This window comes from Mycetocola sp. 2940 (genome assembly GCF_040548835.1).
Lineage (GTDB): Bacteria > Actinomycetota > Actinomycetes > Actinomycetales > Microbacteriaceae > Mycetocola_A.
The window spans coordinates 312643-329691 of sequence record NZ_JBEPSK010000003.1 but is presented as its reverse complement, the minus strand read 5'-3'; the positions used below and the strand labels follow the sequence as shown (position 1 = coordinate 329691).

Genomic DNA, 17049 nt, shown 5'->3' with positions numbered 1-17049 from the left:
CGAGCGCTGGGAGGCCTCTATACCCCGGCGAAGAACGCGCCGACCGCCCGCGACAGGCCGACGAGGTCGTCGACATGGGCCAGTTCGCGCGCCGAGTGCATCGAGAGCAGCGGCACACCCACGTCGACGACCCGGATGCCGAGCCTCGTCGCCGTGAGCGGCCCGATCGTCGACCCGCACGGCACCGTGTTGTTCGACACGAACTCCTGGTACGGCACGTCGGCGGAGGCGCACGCGCGCTCCCAGAGGGCCGCACCGACGGCATCCGTCGCGTAGCGCTGGTTCGCGTTGATCTTGAGCAGCACGCCGGAACCCATCACCGGCCGGTTCGCTCCGTCGTGCTTCTCGGAATAGTTGGGGTGCACCGAATGGCCGGCGTCGGCCGACACGCACCACGAGTTCGCGTACGCCCGCAGTCTCTCGGAGACGGATGCGCCGAGCTCGCTCCCGATTCGGCTGAGGATGTCATCGAGCATCGGGCCCGACGCACCGGAGCGCGACTCGGACCCCAGCTCCTCGTGGTCGAAGGCGGCGAGCACACTGATGTGGCGCGCGGCAGGGGCGTCGATCAGGGCGGCGAGGCCGGCGTACACCGACGAGAGGTTGTCCATCCGCCCGGCAGCGAACAGGTCGTGGTCGATCCCGAACCGGGCCGGCGCTTCGGTGGCTGCGGTGAGGATGTCGTAGCCGGCGACGTCCCACCCGTCGATGCCGGCGAGCGAGGCGAGGTGTTCGACCAGGTCGGCCGTGCTCGCATCACCGAGACCGTAGACCGGCGTCAGGTGCCGCTGCTTGTCGAGGGTGAGGCCGTTGTTCTGGTCGCGGTCGAGGTGGATGGCGAGCTGCGGAATCCGCAGGAACGGGCCGGTGCGCACGAGGTACTCACGGCCGTCACGGGTGACGAGCCGCCCGGCCAGCTCGAGCTCACGGTCGAGCCATGAGTTCAGCAGCGGCCCGCCGTAGACCTCGACCCCGGCCTGCAGCCAGCCGTTCGAACCGATCGTCGGCTTGGGTTTGAGCTTGAATCCGGGTGAGTCGGTGTGCGCACCGAGGATGCGGAACGGCGTCGTCGGGCCGGATGCCTCCGGCTGGCTCCACGCCACCACCGCACCGTCGCGGATCAGATAGTGCTTGCCCGCCCCGGTCGGCCACGCGTCCGTCTCGACGAGCGCGCTGAACCCGGCGGCGTCGAGGCGCCGGGCCACCTCGGCGGCCGCGTGGTACGACGACGGGCTCGCCTCGAGAAAGCGGGCGAAATCGGCGATGTAGGCGGCAGAGTCTGGCGTGGCATCCATGTGCCCATCCAACCATGCAGCGTGCGGCCGGTCCCGGCGGACGCTCAACAGGAAACCTCGCCGCGGAAGGCGCAGTTCATCCTGTCGAGTGTTCACCGCGCGCAGATTGTCCTGTCGAGCATTCGAAGAACCGGTGCGGCTCAGCCCCGCAGTGCCGCCAGGGCCGGGTGGCGGCGGAGGGCGGACTCGCCGACGCTCCCCCATACGGCCAGCACGGCGAGCGACTCCGCGGCGTCACCGCTGATCAGCACGGGCGGGCCGCTGTGGAGTCGCAGCACGAGCTGGCCCGGCTCCGCGTGCACTTCGGTGATGTCCCAGTACGGGATCTCGAGCAGCCGGTCGGGCAGCAGCACGAGGATGCGGCGATCGCTCGCAGCGACGGATGCCGTCACCTCGGCATCCCAATCCGTGCCGGCCGACGCGACGGAGACCCGGGCACCGGCAGTCCCGATGTTTGTGCGCGCCCGCGCCGCCGCGAGCATGCGCCGGGCGCTCGGCTGCGGCTGGCTGTGCCGCGCGAAGGAGACGGGGGCCGCGACGAAGACGGACTCGGTGGCATCCGTCGGGATGTCGCCGGGCGACTGGGTCTGCGGCAACAGCCCGTGTGACAGCGCCCAGAGCAGGTCGCGGGCTTTGGCGATGCCGTCGCCGGCGGGGCCGACGGCGTCGCGGGCGTGCAGTTTGCGGATGTGCAGGGCACGGATCACGAAGAACAGGCAGACGGCGGGAATGGCGAGCGCCAGCGCGAGCGACGCCTCGGACAGGAACCAGGCGATCGTCGAGGCCGACATGTGGGACTCGACGGCGATCCACAGCCAACCGAACCCGAGGAACGCGACAATCCCCACCACCAGTGGCAGCAGGACGCCGGGCCGTTTCCTCACGTTTCTAACTTAGAGGCCAACGCGACCCGCGGCTGCAGTCGAGCGGAACTTCGAGCAACTTCGCGGCTGCCGCTGGCTGCACCCCACACCCGCGCACCCCACCGCAACCCCCTTGCATGGGGGACAAGCGGGGCCCTTGACTTGAAGTACTTCCTGAAAGGACCAGAACCATGAGCACATCAGATCGCAGCGATCCCGACGCTCGCACCCGAGCTTTCAACGCCGGCAGCGGCGGGCCCGAGGCACACGGCGCGGTCCCGGCAGAACCCCAGTCCTCGTACCGCGAAGAGGTCACCGCACGCCAGAAGGAGCGGTTCGGCGGAATCCAGTTCGGCTCCGCCTTCTTCGGCTGGCTCGCCGCAACCGGACTGGCCGTGCTTCTGACTGCGATCGCGGCAGCAATCGGAGCAGCAATCACCGGCGGGGTCGAAGAAGCCGTCGACCAGACGGTCAGCACACCGTTCGGCAGCGTCATCGTCTACTCCATCGTCGTGCTCGCCATCCTCTTCATCGCCTACTACTGCGGTGGTTACGTGGCCGGCCGGATGGCCCGCTTCAACGGCGCGAAGCAGGGCTTCGCCGTCTGGCTGTGGGCTGTGGTCATCGCCATCGTCGCCGCTATTCTCGGCTTCGCCCTCGGCAACAACGTTCTCGCCGAAATGAACGTCTTCCCGCGGATTCCGACGAGCGCCGAAGAACTGAGCACCGCCGGAATCATCACGGCGATCCTGGCCGTCCTGGTCAGCCTGGGCGGGGCGATCCTCGGCGGCATGGCCGGCATGCGCTTCCACCGTCGCGTCGACCGCGCCGGTCTCGGCCGTTGACCCGCATCCGTTCACTGAAGAAGGAGTAAGCATGCTCGACTCACGCGATATCGGTGGCCTCCAGGGCGCACCCGTGATCGGCCGCGACAACGAAAAACTCGGCACGGTTGGGCAGGTGTTCCTCGACTCGCAGACCGGAGCGCCCAACTGGGTGACGGTGAAGACCGGGCTGTTCGGGCACAAGGAGACGTTCATTCCGCTGGCCGACGCCCGCTGGGACGGCGAAGAAGTCCACGTCGACATCGACCGCGAGACCGTCAAGGAGGCGCCGCGCATCGACACCGATGAGGCGCTCAGCCCGCACAACGAGGAAGCACTCTACCGCTATTACGGCCTCTCCGACCGCGACACCGACGGTGGAACCGCCCGACCCGACGAGTACCCCGACCGCGACTATTCCATCGGCCCCGACGGGCAGACGGTCACCCCGATTCCGACCGGCACGACGGATGCCGACCGCGAGGGCCTGCGGGACCGCGACCGGCTGCGCAATCCCGACCGGGACACCGACCGCGACGGTGTGAGCGACGTCAACGAGCGGACCGACACCCGGGCTGACACGGCCGCGCCGCGCGACCTCGCCGATCTGCACCCGGAGGAGAACCGGTATGACTCCCCTGATCCCCACGACCTGCGGATGAGCGAGCAGCCCCTCGGCGATCCCGCCCCAGCGGGCGGACTGGACGCCCAGGAACACCCCGGAAAGCACAGCCGCATGCGGCGCTTCGACCCGGCCGTGGATGGCGTAGAAGGCCAGAGGGTCGATCGGAACGACCCTCCCAGAACGTTGTGAACGCGCACCCGCCTGCCCCGGCGGGTCCGTCACATCGAAGGAAGGAACAACGATGAGTGATTCAGCGGCAACCGCCGAAGAACCGGAGTCCAACACGAGCAGCTCCTCTCTGCAGGAGGCGCTCGACGCGGAGGCGGTCGAGGAACAACACCTTGACGACCGTCACGCGACCGGCGAGCACGATGTTTCTGAAAAGCACGCCACGACAGAGGATCTGGGTGCCCTCGCCGGTGTCTACGAGGACGATCCCTACGAGTCCGCGGCGGATAACCCCGAGTTGGACCTCGGTAGAGGTATCGACAACATCTGACGACTCACGGCGACGCGGGTCCGGGCGTCCAGCCCGGGCCCGCTTCGTCGGTGAAAGAATGCCCGCATGCCGACCCGACTTCTCCTGCTCGCCGACACCCACGTCCCGAAGCGAGCGCGGGTGTTGCCCGACGCGGTCTGGCGCGCCGTCGACGACGTGGACGTGGTCTTCCACGCCGGCGACTGGGTCGAGGAGACGCTTCTCGACGAACTCGAGGCCCGTGCCGCCCGGCTGATCGGTGTGTACGGCAACAACGACGGCCCCGGGCTGCGGCAACGCCTGCCGGAGGTCGCCGAGGCGGTGATCGACGGCATCCGCTTTGCGATGATCCACGAGACGGGTCCGTCGACCGGTCGAGACGCGCGGTGTGAGGCGCAGTTCCCGGATGCCGACGTGCTGGTTTTCGGGCACAGCCACATCCCCTGGGATACGACCACGCCGCGCGGGCTGCGGCTGCTGAACCCCGGCTCCCCCACCGATCGCCGCCGCCAGCCGGTCTGCACCGTGATGACCGCGGTCGCCGACGCCGGAATGCTCCGCGACGTCGCGCTCGTGCCGGTCCCGTCTCAGGCCTGAGCCCGCGACCGCAAGCCCCTTGTCGCTCGTCGTCACCGCTGCCTACGGTGGGGGTTCCGACGAAAGGACCAGTCATGAGCGACCAGAACATGCAAGACGACAACCCGGCCACCGAGGGCGTCACCTCGGAGGGCGGCGTCTGGGGCGTCGGAGACCCCAAGGACGAAGACGCGCTCGCCGGGCAGACCGTCACCAACGACGCCGTCGCAGGTGAACCCGTGGAGCAGGATGCCGCCTTCCTCGACGTCGACGAGGCCGATGTCGAGACGTCGAGCACCGACGACGCCGACGACTCCGAGAACGACCAGCACCTGTTCAGCAACACCCACGGTGAGGTCGAACCGGGCACCGACAACCAGGACACCACGGTGTCGCAGCTCACCGACGCGCTCGACAGTGACGCGCTCGCATCGAGCAACGCTCCCGACACGGATGCCACGGGCTCGGAACGCTGACCCGCCGGGTCGGGCGTAAGCGAACCGGGGAACTCGCCGGGAGGCATCCCTCGGTCGGGGGAACTTTGATGGTGCCGCCATAGACTGGCTGCTCGGCAAATCTCTGCCGGAACACGAGGAGGCGGACTGTGCTGGGATCGGCGGCCCTTGTGCTCGATGTGATCCTCATCATCGCCCTCGTTCTCGCCCTGGTCTACGGCTGGGCCCGCGGGCTGGTTCGCGTTGTCGGCGGAATCGCCGGCATGATCGCCGGGGCGATTGCCGCGTTCTTCGTCGTTCCGCTGGTATCCACCTGGGCGGCGCTGTCGGTGTGGCGGGTGCCGCTGGCTTTGCTGGCCGGCCTGCTTCTCGTGTCGATCGGGTTCTCGCTCGGGGTCGCGATCGGCAACGCCGTCCGCCGCCCGCTGCACAAGACGCCGTTGCGGGTGGTCGATCGGATCCTCGGCGCGATCGCCAACGTCGCGGTGACTCTCGTCGTCGTGTCGCTGCTCGCGTTCGGCGCCCAGTCGATCGGCGCTCCCATCCTCACCCAGGCGATGGCGTCGTCGACCGTGCTGCGGACGGTCGACGACTTCACGCCGCGCCCCGTGGCATCCTTTCTCGCGCAGCTGAGGTCGACCATCGTCACCGATGGGCTGCCGCGCCTCATCGACGCGGTCGGTGTGCCGGCGACGGCGCCGTCGATTCCACAGATCGCGCTCGATTCACCTGCGCTGTCGCAAGCAGCGGCGTCCGTGGTGCGGATCACCGGCAACGCGCCCTCGTGCGGCACCGGAAGTGTCGGCACCGGCTTCGTCGTCGCCGAGGACCGCATCGTCACCAACGCGCACGTGCTCGCCGGCGTGACCGAGCTCGTCGTCGAGGTTCCGGGCGAGCTGCCGAAGTCGGGGCGCATCGTCTACTTCGACACGGTCGACGACCTCGCCGTCATCGCGGTCGACGGCCTCGACGCTGCTCCGCTCGCCCTCTCCCCCACCCTCGAAGCCGGAACCGAGGCCGCGTTCATGGGCTACCCCTACGGCGGGCCCTTCTCGGTGCAGGCGGCTGAGGTCCTCGGCAACGGGTCCACCCTCGTCGGCGACATCCACGGCGAGAACCCGGTGCCTCGCCAGATCTCGACCCTCGCCGCGAATGTGCAGCAGGGCAACTCGGGCGGGCCGCTCGTCACCGTCGACGGCGCTGTCGCCGGAGTGATCTTCGCGAAGTCCGACGGCACCGAGAACGTCGGCTACGCCCTCGCCATGGAAGAGGTCCTGCCGGTCATCGCGCAGGCCCCCGAGCTGACGGATGCCGTCACCTCCGGCTCCTGCGTCACCCACTGACCGCGGCCGTACTGCGGCATTCCGATGACGCAAAAGCACCGTATGAGCCGGTATTCGGTGCTCCTGCGTCACCGGAAGGATGGGTGCCGCCGCTGAGCTGACCTACTCGACGGCCTCGAACCAGGGCGTGTACGCCGCGACCTTGGTCTCGTACGGGGTCGGGGCGAGCATCCGCTTGACCGATTCGCGCACGGTGATGTTCGCGACGCCGATGAGCGCGATCTTCTCGACGGGCACCGCGTCGGCGACGAGCACCTCGGCTTCGAGCAGCGCTTCGGACTCTTCCTCGGAGCGGAGTTTGCGCAGCATCCGCACCGCGCTGGCGCTGTTGGCGGCGAACGGGGTCAGCGACCCGGCCGCGTCACCGTCGGCGACGACGACGTTCGCGAGGGCACCGACGCCTTCGACCGACACCGCGCCGATCGTGGTCACGAGCACGACGAAGTCGTTGACCGACAGGCCGGCGACGTCGCGAGCGAGCCGCGCGTCGGGCTTGCCCGAGCGGATGCTCTGCCACAGGAACGCGTCCGGCGAGAGGAAGAACGGAACAAAGGCTGAGACCGGCGAATCCTGCTGGCCGGCGACGAACACGGTCTTCCGCGCCTCGCGGTTCTCAGCCGAGGAGATGTCGACGACCGGGGTGGCGGCATCCGCCAGGACGCTGCCCGTCTTGAGGATCTCGGGCAGGTTGCTGATGTGGGTGACGTGGTAGAGGCGAACCTCGGACGCATCAAAATGCGGGAGTTTCACCGAGGCCGGCGCGACCTTCGGGGTGCCCGGCGTGCGGGCGGGGGCACGGGTGCGCCCGACGCGCTTCACCGGCTCTTTGATCTCGGGAACAAACACTGCCTGCGGGAAGCAGGTGTCGCAGAATCCCCGTTCGAATCCGTGCTTACATTCTTCACTCACAGCAGTACCTCTCGATGTGCGGCTTCTCCCCGCTCCCGACTTCCGGAAGTGCCACTCTCCCTACGTTACGTTCATTTGCTGAACGCCGCTTACCACGTCCGGTCCGGATGCCGGTCGGGCGGCTGTCGAGAACCGCGATGGGTAGCGACCGTTTCTCAGTTCGGAGAAAATCGGCAGATTCTGCGATTCGAGCCGGTCGGCGCTGGCTCGGGGCGAAATTTCCGAACCTGCGAGCCGCGCCCCCGCTACAGGCTCCGCCCGGACTCCCACAGATTGTCGGAGGTGCCGCTAATCAGGGTCGCGACCGAGATCGCCTGCGCGTCGGTGAACGAGGCGATGTAATCGATCACGGCGCGGCTCTGGCCGAGCCGCGCGATGTCCGAGACCCCCGTGCCGACCCCGGCCGAGGTGAAGAACTCGGGAGCATCTTCGAGCAGCCCGCGGTACTCCTCCGTCGCCGCCTCGACCGAATCGAGCAGCCTGCGGGGCGCGCGGGCGGCATCCGCCGGGTCGTTCAACCAGGCGTGGAAACCGTCGGCGAGCGCTTCGAGAACCCGCGACTGCCCGCGCTGGTACACGGCGAGGTCGGACCGGTCGAGCACGAACCGGGTGTGCACGAACTTGAGCACGACGACGTCGTGCCAGGCCTGCCGGCTCAGCCGCACATGCCCGCTGCGGATGTTCGGTTCGCGTTCGACCCGGATGCTCCCCTTCAGCCGGTCGATCCACCGTCGCGTGAACGCCGCCACCGCCCGGTCGGCGTCGAGGCCGCCGTCGTACGGGATCGTGAGGAGCCCTTCGACGAGATCCGTCGTGACCCGCTCGACCGAGTTGCGGAAGGCATCCGCGTCGGCGATCCAGGCATCCTTCGCCTGGACCTTGCGCCACGCCGCCTCAAGGGAATGCCCCGGCCGGCGCACCGCCAGTTCGGTCGGGTCGAGCCCGGCGAGCGCCGACTGGCCGGCCAGCCAGCCGTTGAGCTCGGCCGACACCGACGTGTACTGCAGCACCCCGGCGCGGTAGAAGTCGTCGAGGTCGTGCACCGAATACGCGATGTCGTCGGCGATGTCCATCACCGAGCACTCGAGCGTCTGCTGGTGGGTGCCGATCGCCGGGAACGCCGACAGCACATCCGCCATCTCGCGGGCGTCGATCGAGTAAGCGGAGAACTTCAGGGCCCCGGATGCCGCCTCCGTCCCGACCCCGCGCGGCAGCTCCTCCGGCGGGCGGGCCGGCAGGGCGCGCCATTCGCCGCGGGTCCACGGGTACTTGAGCACCGCGGCACGGACCGCCTTGGTGAGGTTGAGGCCGCGCGGGGTGGCGTCGCAGCTGTCCAGTGCCGTCAGGATGCGGAAAGTCTGGGCGTTTCCCTCAAAGCCGTCAGGCAGGCCCAGGCGGTCGCGGGCAACCCGGTCGAGGACCTGCTCGCCGAGGTGTCCGAAGGGCGGGTGGCCGAGGTCGTGGGCAGCCGCGGCGGCCTGCACGACGACGGGGTCGCATCCGCCGAGGTCGTCGACGATCGCGCGCACGTTCTCGGACGCATCCCGGAACCCGACCGCGATCGACCGCGCCACGGCCGACACCTTGAGCGAGTGGGTGAGGCGGTTGTGCACGATCGTGCCGGAGCCCGCCTGCGGGATCACCTGGGTGACGGCGGAGAGCCGGGTGAAGTACGGCGAGAAGCGGATGCGTTCCACGTCGACGCGGAATTCGTCCTCACCGGTGGTGGCTGGTTCGGGAAGGGTGCGGTCGCGGCCGCCTCCGGTGTGGGTTCGCGGGAAGCTCTGCATGGTGTCGCCAGCCTAGTAGCGCGCGTTGCTGTGGCGGCGCCGGGTCACCCGTTCCGGACTGAAACACCCGGCGCACCGGATGACCCCGACCGAACCGGGTGACTACGCGCGGCAGTGCACAGCCACGAGTTTGGTGCGGTGTCACTCCCCTCCGCTCGGCACTTCAGCCAGAAGAATCTCGCTCAGAGCACCGAGGAGGTCGGGGGCGAGGTCCATCGTCTGCAGTTGCCCGATCAAGAGGGCGGGATGCCTCGACGCCCGGATGGCGCTGATGATTCGCATCTTCAGGTCGTATTCGATCTGCGCATCCGTGAGCAGGTCCACCGAGCGCCGGTCCACGTCGTTCGCGGCCGTCGTGAGGCCACCGGCGAATCGCACGGCCACGTCGTCGGAGCGGGGCACGCCCTCGACGTGAACAGTGAGGGTGCGGGCGTCGGCGGAGTACACAGCGGTATGGGTGACCGGTGACCCGCCCACCGTCACCGTCACGGCGCCGGTCTCCGCGACACCGATGAACTCCAGGTCGAAGTCCCGGCGCGCAGGGACACACGCCACGTTGCCTGTTGCCGGCGCAATGGTGAAGGTTCCCGTCGTCCCCGAAAACTCCATGACCGTGTGCGCCCACGAGGATTCCACGACGAGGCTTCCGGTGCCGTCGTCCTCGCGCAGGTCGAACGATCCGTCCGCCCCGGCGAAGATGTGGACCTGCAGCCGCTCCGGGGCATCCGTGGAGTTGCCGATGTCGGCAAGCGGTACGAGTGGCACGATTGCACCGGCCCTGGCAAGAACCGGGATCGACTCCAGCCCGCGGTAGAGGTTCAGCTCGCGGCCACCCTCATATCTCAGCCCGGTGAAGAAGTCGATCCAGGTCCCCTCCGGCAGCCAGGCCTTCACCCGGGCGACGCCCACCGCGTTGTTGCCCGGTTGTGTGATCGGGCACACCATCAGTTCGGTGCCGAAGAGGTACTGGTTGCTGACCCGGTAGGCACCGTCCTCCTCCGGGTAGGCATAGTAGACCGGCTGCACGAGCGGCAGCGCGTTCGCCGATGCCAGATAGTTCATGGAGTAGAGATAGGGCACAAGTTGGTGCCGGAGCTGAAGGTGACTGCTCATGACGGCGGCAGCGGTGGCGCGGAAGTTCCATGGCTCCTTGCCGCTGAAGGGGTTGCCCTGGCTGTGCAGCCTCATGATCGGCGAGAAGACGCCGAACTGGGTCCACCTCACGGCGAGATCGTCGTCCTTCACTCCACCCATGTGGCCGCCGATGTCATGGCTCCACCAGCCGTAGCCGACGTTGGCAGCAGTAGCGGTGAAATAGGGCTGGAAGTCGAGACTCTCCCAGCTCACGATCGTGTCTCCAGAGAAGCCGATCGGGTAGCGATGGCTGCCCAGCCCCGCATAACGGGAGAACGTCATCGGGCGCGCACCGGCGCGGGCGGAGTCGAGGAAGTGGAAATGGTTGAGCATCCACAGGGGGTCGAGACCGGTCACCTTGGAGTGCGACCCCGACTGCCAGTCCAGCCACCAGAAGTCGACGCCTCGCTCCTCGAGCGGGTGATGCAGGCACTCGAAGTAGGCCGAGAGGAACGCCGGGTCGGTGACGTCGAAGACGATCGGGTCTTCGTTCTCCGTGTCCACACCGAGGCGGCGGGCCATTGACTCGTACGCGTCTTCATGGGCCTGGACACCGTCTGCGGGGTGCACGTTGAGGGTGAGACGGAGGCCGCGTTCGTGCAGCCAGGCCATGAACTCGTCGGGGTCGGGGAACAACTCGGTGTTCCAGCTGTAGCCGGTCCAGCCACTGCCGTACTTCGGGTCAACGTCGACGGTGTGCCAGTCCATGTCGACGACAGCGACCGAGAAGGGCAGGTTCTCCCGGTCGAACCGCTCGAACAGTTGCCGGTAATCCGCGTCGGAGTATCGGTGGAATCGACTCCACCAATTGCCCAGCGCGAACCTCGGAAGGAGGGGCGTCGGGCCCGTCAGCGCGTAGAAGTCGGCGAGACATTCGCGATAGCTGCGGCCGTAGCCGAAGAAGTAGAGGTCCGTGCCGGCGCCCCCACGGGGTTCGATCCAGCCGTCGTCGTCGAAGACGAGGGAGGCGCTGTCGTCGATGACCGAAAACCCCTGGCGCGACATCAAGCCGGGCTGCAACGGCACCGCTCCGTCGATGTCGTCGAGAGTCCGAGCCGTCCCGCCCAGATCGTTCGTCGGTTCGCCGAAACGCCACAAGCTCTTGTGGTTGCTCAGTTTGCCCGTGACCTGAACGCTGAGTCCGTTCGGAGAGAACGGCTTCTTGTCATAGGAGAGCTGCAGGTGCTCGGTGATGATCTGCAGGTGGTCGCCGTGGTCGAGGACCCTGAACAGCGGCACAGCGAAGTGGCGCGAGAGGACGAGCTGCGAGGCCCGGTCTTCGAAGCGCTGGTCGGAGCTGTATTCCATCCGGATCAGTCGCGACGTGAGGACCGTGAATCTGTAGTTGGTTCCGGTGATGACGGCCGCAGGATTTGCGTGGGGAGCGGTGGGGAGTGTCGGGCGCTCCGTTACCCGGAGAGCTTCGAGCGAGGAGTGAGTGCTGATGGTCATGAAAGTGAGCGGTCCTTTTCGACGATGCCGGCCGTTTGGGCCGGAGAAGCAGGGAGACGGCGGGCGATGTCAGCCCTTGACGGACCCGTCGGTGAGTCCGCCGACCAGGTATTTCTGCAGGCCCAGGTAGACGATGAGCACGGGCAGGGATGCGAGCAGTGCGCCAGCGCTGAACACCCCGAAGTTGGCGTTGCGCTGCCCCTGGATGAGCCCGTAAAGCCCGACGGCAACGGTTTTGGAATCGGACTCGGTGAGGAACACGGACGCGAGCATGATCTCGCTGTATGTGCCCACAAAGGTGAGCAGCGCCACGGTGGCGAGGATGGGCTTGACCAGTGGAAGCACGATGAGGAAAAACGTTTGCGCGTGGGAGGCTCCGTCGAGCAAGGCCGCCTCGTCGAGCTCGCGAGGCACGGTGTCGTAGTACCCCTTCAGAAGCCAGACGTTGCCGCCGAGAACACCGCCCAGGTAGGCCAGAACCAGGCCGAGCGACGAGTTCAGCCCGAATGCGGGGAAGATCGCGCCGATTTCGACGAACATCAGGTAGAGCGCGATGAGCGCCAGCAACGACGGAAACATCTGCAAAAGAAGCAATCCGAGCAGGAATTGATAGCGGCCGCGAAAGCGAAGACGGGAGAACGCGAATGCGGCTGCCGCAGAAATCAGCACAGTGACGACCGTGGCAGTGAGCGTGACGAGGATGGAGTTGAAGAACCACGACCCGAATTGGATCTCCGGGTTGTTGAACAAGTCGGTGAAGTTCTGGAGCGACGCGCTCGTCGGAACGACCGACGTGCTTTGGAGCGTGCCGAGGGGGTTGATCGCTGCAGAAACGATGAATAGAACAGGGAAGAGAGCGAACGCCAGGGCGAGGATCGCCACCAGGTAACGCCACCCGGTGCTCTGCCACCAGGAACCCTGGATGCCGGTGGCGAACCGCCCGCCGCGCCGGTGCGCCGGGCTGGTCCCAGGGTCGGTGACGGTCTGGGGTGCTGGTGCCAGGGGCGTCGTCGTCATGAGTTGACCTCCTCGAGGGCAATCGCTCTGCGGAAACTGGAGATCGACAGGATCGCCACGATGATGAAGATGAAGATCGAGATGGCCGCAGCGAAGCCGAACTGTGACCCGGCACCGCCGAATGCCAGCCGGTAGGTGTAGCTGATGAGAAGGTCGGTGGCGCCGGCCGACGGGTTGTCTGCCGGGAACGGGCCGCCCTCGGTCAGGAGGAAGATCAGGGTGAAGTTGTTGAAGTTGAAGGCGAACGACGCGACGAGCATCGGGGCGATCGAGGTCATCAAGAGGGGCAGGGTGATGGATCTGAAGACCCGCCACGGTGACGCGCCGTCGACGATCGCCGCCTCCGTCAGGTTCGCCGGCATCGACTGCAGTGCCCCCGTGCAGATCAGGAACATGTAGGGGAATCCCAGCCAGAGGTTGGTGACCAGGAGCGCAACCTTCGCCCACCAGACATCGCCCAGCCAGTTCACGTCGAGACCGGTGAGGTTGTTGATCAGCCCGAAGTCCTTGTTGTACATGCTCGCCCAGACCAGAGCGGTGATGAAGCCGGGGAGAGCGTAGGGCAGCAGGAGCAGCGACCGCGTGGCGCGTTGTCCGATCATCTTGCGGTTGAGCACGAGCGCCAGCAGCAGCCCGAGGGCGAAGGTCGTGAGCACCGAGAGGCCGGCGAAAGCGATGTTCCAGAGCAGGATGCCGACGAAGCTGTTGCGCACTGTGTCGTTGGTGAGCACCTTCGTGAAATTGTCGAAGCCCACGAATTGCTTCCACCCGGGCGCAAGTGTGGCGCCGCCGCCCTCCGGGACCCAGCTGGCATTGTCGGCGATATAGACGGTGCCGCTCGTGGAATCGATGATCGTATCTGTCTCAGCGTCGTACCGATACTGCACTGCGCCGGCGAATGCTTCGGACAGGCCGATCTTCTTGACCGCCTTGTCGCCTTGCAACGGAACACTGAAGGCGTCGAATTCACCGGATCTGTCGTTGATTTGAACCCCGGAAAGCACACTGTAGCCGTCTGCGGCAGTCACCTTGCCGCCCTCGACTGTCACGTCGGGGGCATCGAGCGGGCTGACACCCTCCTCGTCACCGAGCAGCGCAGCTCCGTCGGCCCCGACCATGAGATAGACAAAGGGCGCGACAGCCGGGTCCGCCCCGTCTGCCACGGCAACGGTCAGCGCGTACCTGTCGGCGTCAGGCTCTTCGACGATCGGCCCGTTGACCGTGATCGCCTCGATCGACTCCTCCTTGGAGATGGTGTGTCCGTCGGAGGCGTTGGTGAACGCGGTGTAGAAGGTGTAGAAGACCGGGTAGATCTGAAACATCAGCATCAGCAGAATGCCCGGAATCAGGTATTTGAGGGGAACGAACTTACGGGTGGCGTACGTCGCGACGACAGCGAGCGTCGCGGCGACGACAATGGCGGTCGCCCACCACTGTTCGTTCGCGACCGTTACGGAGACTGCCTGGATCGCGACCGCCAGGATGACGGCCAGCATCAGATACCGGACGAGTACGCCGAGGCCGCCGTTGCCCGTTCGCGGACGGGGCGGTCTGGAGGCTGGCCTCGCGGTGTCGACCGACTCCGCGCGTTCCTCAATGATGGTCATCATGCTCGGGCCCCTTCAAGGCCGGGCGGATGGTGCGGACCCTGACGGGGGCCGCACCATCCTGTGGGCGTCAGTTGGCGTCGGCGATCTGCTGACGGATGGTCGCGGCGGCGGCCGCCAACGTGGATGCCGGGTCTGCGCCACCGATGATGGCGGCTTCGGCCTTGCTCAGCGGGTCCCACACAACGGCCATGGCCGGGAAGGTCGGGCTGGGCTGGCCGAGAACGCCGGCATCGCCGAGGCCCTTGATGTCAGCGTCCGTCGCCGACTGCTGCACGAATGCCTCGGTGACAGCCGAGGGCCGCCCGCTGGCGGCGCTGAAAGCCAGCGAGGTGTCGACGTCGCTGCCGATGAAGTTCGTCACGAACTCCTGGGCGAACGACTTGTTCGTCGCCTTGGACGAGATATACAGGCCCTGCACGCCGACGAAGGGTTTCGCGGTGCCGCCGCCGAATCCCGGGACAGCCGTGATCTCATAGTTGACGCCGGCTTCCTTCAGCGCCTCGATAGCCCATCCACCAGAAACCATGAACGGCGTCTTTCCCTCGGCGAAGAGAGAAATGCTGTTGTCGGCATCGATCGACGTGGAGAGGACTCCCTGATTCGCGAGCCCCTGAATCGTCGTCATGGCGGCGATGGACTCCGGCGACTCGAGACCGAGATCATCGGGGTTGTACGTGCCGTCGGCGTTGGTCCCGAAGAGGTACCCGCCCGCCCCGGTGAACAGCGGCTGCAGGTGGTAGGAGTCGCCGTTCTGTCCGACCGGCAGCGACAGGACGTTCTCGACCGATCCCGCGTCGACGAGCTGCTGCCCTGTGGTGACGAGCTCTTCCATCGTGGCCGGTACAGCCGGAACAAAATCCGTGTTGCGGAAGAGAGCCACGTTGTCGATCGCGTAGGGCACGCCGTAGACCTGCTCGTTGTAGGTCATCGCGTTCACGGCGACTCCCTGATACGCCGCCAGCTGATCGGCCGACAGGTTGAGCGGGTCGATCGCGTCGTTCTGCACGAGGTTGCCGATCGCGTCGCTGGCGGTCATGAGAATGTCCGGGCCCTTGCCGGAGTTCGTGGCCGTCACATAGGTCGCGCGCAATTCGCCACTGATCGGCTGCACTTCAACCGAGATTCCGTTCTCCTCGCCGAAGCTGGCCGCGAACGGCTTCAGCATCGCTGCGTGCTCCTGCGAAGTCCAGATGACGAGGTCGGCATCCGCTCGAACCGGCGCCTCTGTGCTTTCAGCCTTCGGCGCGGGCGTACCAGAGCTGCTGCAGCCAGTCGCGAGAAGGCCGACGACGGCGAACACGGCAAGACCGGACGCGAGGTGGGGTCGGTGGCGCATGGAAGACTCCTTTATCTTCGAGGACACCCCGCCGAAACGGCGAGATTGTCAGTGGTGGGGTGTGCGATAGCCGGGTCCTCAGGAGCCGTCAGCCGCAATGGTTTAGCGTTATACTTCGAGAAGCTAGCAGTCGGAAAAGGTCGCTGTCAAATGTCTTGAGGATGGCAGGCCGACGATTGCCTACAATAAGGAGCGCCGAGATCGCGGTGCCGAAAAGCGGAGGTGAGTCTGGTGGCGGTCACGCTCAAGGACATCGCCCGAGAAGCCGGCACCACGGTCATGACGGTGTCCAACGTCATCAACGGCCGGTATGGCAAGGTCTCCCAGGCGACCGTCGACAAGGTGCGAGCGATCGCCGAGAAGCTGGAGTACGTGCCCAGCGCCACTGCCCGCAGCCTGGTTGCCCGTTCGTCGCGTCTCGTCGGCGTGCTGCTCCCCGACTCTGAAGGCCACGACGTCCTGGTGAGCCCGCACAACGTCGCTGTGATCGGTGTCATCGAGCGGATGCTCCAAGAGCACGGTTACTACGTGCTGCTCCGCAGCATCCCGTCGTCGGATCCCGGTTCGGTGACGGCCGCCCTGCGCTCCTGGAACCTCGACGGCGCCGTCTTCATCGGCTTTCTGGACAGTCAGATTCGCAGCATGAGGGCGACTCTGGATACCGCCCTCGTCGTGCTCGACAGTTACGAGAAGAACTCCGAGGTGATGAACGTGCGCCTCGACGACCGGAAGGGCGGCTACCTCGCCACCCGCCACCTCATCGACAAGGGCCACACCCGGATCGCGTTCGTCGGGCCCAGGATCACGGAACGCGGCGTCGTCAAGGAGCGCTACAACGGCTACCGCAAGGCACTACGGGAGGCCGGGATCGAACCCGACGATGCGCTCATCGTGGCGACGGACGTCACGCACGCCCGGGGTATTGAGGCCGGACGTTTGCTGATCGCGCAGCATCCGGATGTCACCGCGGTCTTCGCCACAGCCGACCTGCTGGCAGCCGGAATCATGGAGGGCGTGCGTGCGGAAGGTAAGGACGTGCCGTCGGACCTGTCGGTGGTCGGATTCGACAACCTCGATCTTGCGACCTACGTCTCCCCCCAGCTGACGACGGTTACCCAGGATCTGACCGCGAAGGCAACGCGAGCGGTCGAGTTGCTGCTCATGAGCATGAGTTCCGAAGGCGTGCAGACCGCGGAGACGGTGATGGATGTTCAGCTGGTGGAGCGCGGCTCGGTACGCGACCTTCGCGTGTAAACCCCGGTCGCCCGTCGAGGCTGCCCGCCGGGTCACCCGTTCCGGTCCAGATCACCCGGCGCACCGGATGACTTCGTCCGAAGCGGGT

At 66.8% G+C, this 17049-nt stretch carries 15 protein-coding genes; 7 read left to right on the top strand and 8 right to left on the bottom strand.

Annotated elements, in window-relative coordinates:
* Positions 1 to 17 precede the first annotated feature (17 nt).
* Both ABIE24_RS06375 and ABIE24_RS06370 read right to left on the bottom strand, forming a co-directional pair.
* On the bottom strand, positions 18 to 1295 hold the full coding sequence (locus tag ABIE24_RS06375) for a M18 family aminopeptidase (RefSeq protein ID WP_354497878.1): 1278 nt from the start codon (positions 1293 to 1295) through the stop codon (positions 18 to 20).
* 140 nt (positions 1296 to 1435) lie between these two features.
* Positions 1436 to 2179 carry a hypothetical protein gene (locus tag ABIE24_RS06370; RefSeq protein WP_354497876.1) on the bottom strand — a complete coding sequence of 248 codons (744 nt, stop codon included), beginning with the start codon at positions 2177 to 2179 and terminating at the stop codon, positions 1436 to 1438.
* Between the two features lie 170 nt (positions 2180 to 2349).
* Between ABIE24_RS06370 and ABIE24_RS06365 the strand changes: the two genes are divergently transcribed.
* From ABIE24_RS06365 to ABIE24_RS06340, 6 genes are all read left to right on the top strand, one after another.
* A complete protein-coding gene (locus ABIE24_RS06365) occupies positions 2350 to 3003 on the top strand; it encodes a hypothetical protein (RefSeq protein WP_354497874.1) in 654 nt (217 codons plus the stop codon).
* Positions 3004 to 3034: 31 nt separating this feature from the next.
* On the top strand, positions 3035 to 3796 hold the full coding sequence (locus tag ABIE24_RS06360) for a PRC-barrel domain-containing protein (RefSeq protein ID WP_354497872.1): 762 nt from the start codon (positions 3035 to 3037) through the stop codon (positions 3794 to 3796).
* 52 nt (positions 3797 to 3848) lie between these two features.
* Positions 3849 to 4106: a hypothetical protein gene (locus tag ABIE24_RS06355; RefSeq protein WP_354497871.1), complete on the top strand. Its 258-nt coding sequence runs from the start codon at positions 3849 to 3851 to the stop codon at positions 4104 to 4106.
* 66 nt (positions 4107 to 4172) lie between these two features.
* Positions 4173 to 4682 carry a metallophosphoesterase family protein gene (locus ABIE24_RS06350; RefSeq protein ID WP_354497869.1) on the top strand — a complete coding sequence of 170 codons (510 nt, stop codon included), beginning with the start codon at positions 4173 to 4175 and terminating at the stop codon, positions 4680 to 4682.
* A gap of 74 nt (positions 4683 to 4756) precedes the next feature.
* A complete protein-coding gene (locus ABIE24_RS06345) occupies positions 4757 to 5137 on the top strand; it encodes a hypothetical protein (protein ID WP_354497867.1) in 381 nt (126 codons plus the stop codon).
* 128 nt (positions 5138 to 5265) lie between these two features.
* Entirely contained in the window at positions 5266 to 6459 is a 1194-nt protein-coding gene (locus ABIE24_RS06340; protein ID WP_354497864.1) for a MarP family serine protease, read from the top strand.
* A gap of 102 nt (positions 6460 to 6561) precedes the next feature.
* Here ABIE24_RS06340 and ABIE24_RS06335 read toward each other — a convergent pair whose 3' ends face one another.
* From ABIE24_RS06335 to ABIE24_RS06310, 6 genes are all read right to left on the bottom strand, one after another.
* The gene (locus ABIE24_RS06335; protein ID WP_354497862.1) at positions 6562 to 7368 is read right to left on the bottom strand and encodes a DarT ssDNA thymidine ADP-ribosyltransferase family protein; all 807 of its coding nucleotides are present in this window, start codon (positions 7366 to 7368) and stop codon (positions 6562 to 6564) included.
* A gap of 245 nt (positions 7369 to 7613) precedes the next feature.
* Positions 7614 to 9158: a deoxyguanosinetriphosphate triphosphohydrolase family protein gene (locus ABIE24_RS06330; RefSeq protein ID WP_354497860.1), complete on the bottom strand. Its 1545-nt coding sequence runs from the start codon at positions 9156 to 9158 to the stop codon at positions 7614 to 7616.
* A gap of 141 nt (positions 9159 to 9299) precedes the next feature.
* Positions 9300 to 11744, bottom strand: coding sequence for a glycoside hydrolase family 31 protein (locus tag ABIE24_RS06325; RefSeq protein ID WP_354497859.1), 2445 nt, complete (start codon positions 11742 to 11744; stop codon positions 9300 to 9302).
* A 69-nt stretch (positions 11745 to 11813) separates the two neighbouring features.
* Positions 11814 to 12761, bottom strand: a complete 948-nt coding sequence (locus tag ABIE24_RS06320) for a sugar ABC transporter permease (protein ID WP_354497857.1) — start codon at positions 12759 to 12761, stop codon at positions 11814 to 11816.
* Positions 12758 to 14371 (bottom strand): ABC transporter permease subunit, encoded by a 1614-nt coding sequence (locus ABIE24_RS06315; RefSeq protein ID WP_354497855.1) that lies wholly within the window; start codon positions 14369 to 14371, stop codon positions 12758 to 12760. Before ABIE24_RS06315 ends, ABIE24_RS06320 begins: the two co-directional genes overlap by 4 nt.
* A 67-nt stretch (positions 14372 to 14438) precedes the next feature.
* The gene (locus tag ABIE24_RS06310) at positions 14439 to 15707 is read right to left on the bottom strand and encodes a sugar ABC transporter substrate-binding protein (protein ID WP_354497853.1); all 1269 of its coding nucleotides are present in this window, start codon (positions 15705 to 15707) and stop codon (positions 14439 to 14441) included.
* Between the two features lie 231 nt (positions 15708 to 15938).
* On the opposite strand from ABIE24_RS06310, the gene ABIE24_RS06305 reads away from it, so the two are divergent.
* A complete protein-coding gene (locus ABIE24_RS06305; protein WP_354497851.1) occupies positions 15939 to 16961 on the top strand; it encodes a LacI family DNA-binding transcriptional regulator in 1023 nt (340 codons plus the stop codon).
* Positions 16962 to 17049 lie beyond the last annotated feature (88 nt).

Coding starts and splice junctions, on each gene's coding strand:
- ABIE24_RS06350 (WP_354497869.1), top strand. CDS start 4,173: ATGCCGACCCGACTTCTCCTGCTCGCCGACACCCACGTCCCGAAGCGA.
- ABIE24_RS06345 (WP_354497867.1), top strand. CDS start 4,757: ATGAGCGACCAGAACATGCAAGACGACAACCCGGCCACCGAGGGCGTC.
- ABIE24_RS06355 (WP_354497871.1), top strand. CDS start 3,849: ATGAGTGATTCAGCGGCAACCGCCGAAGAACCGGAGTCCAACACGAGC.
- ABIE24_RS06315 (WP_354497855.1), bottom strand. CDS start 14,371: ATGATGACCATCATTGAGGAACGCGCGGAGTCGGTCGACACCGCGAGG.
- ABIE24_RS06330 (WP_354497860.1), bottom strand. CDS start 9,158: ATGCAGAGCTTCCCGCGAACCCACACCGGAGGCGGCCGCGACCGCACC.
- ABIE24_RS06365 (WP_354497874.1), top strand. CDS start 2,350: ATGAGCACATCAGATCGCAGCGATCCCGACGCTCGCACCCGAGCTTTC.
- ABIE24_RS06320 (WP_354497857.1), bottom strand. CDS start 12,761: ATGACGACGACGCCCCTGGCACCAGCACCCCAGACCGTCACCGACCCT.
- ABIE24_RS06360 (WP_354497872.1), top strand. CDS start 3,035: ATGCTCGACTCACGCGATATCGGTGGCCTCCAGGGCGCACCCGTGATC.
- ABIE24_RS06325 (WP_354497859.1), bottom strand. CDS start 11,744: ATGACCATCAGCACTCACTCCTCGCTCGAAGCTCTCCGGGTAACGGAG.
- ABIE24_RS06310 (WP_354497853.1), bottom strand. CDS start 15,707: ATGCGCCACCGACCCCACCTCGCGTCCGGTCTTGCCGTGTTCGCCGTC.
- ABIE24_RS06375 (WP_354497878.1), bottom strand. CDS start 1,295: ATGGATGCCACGCCAGACTCTGCCGCCTACATCGCCGATTTCGCCCGC.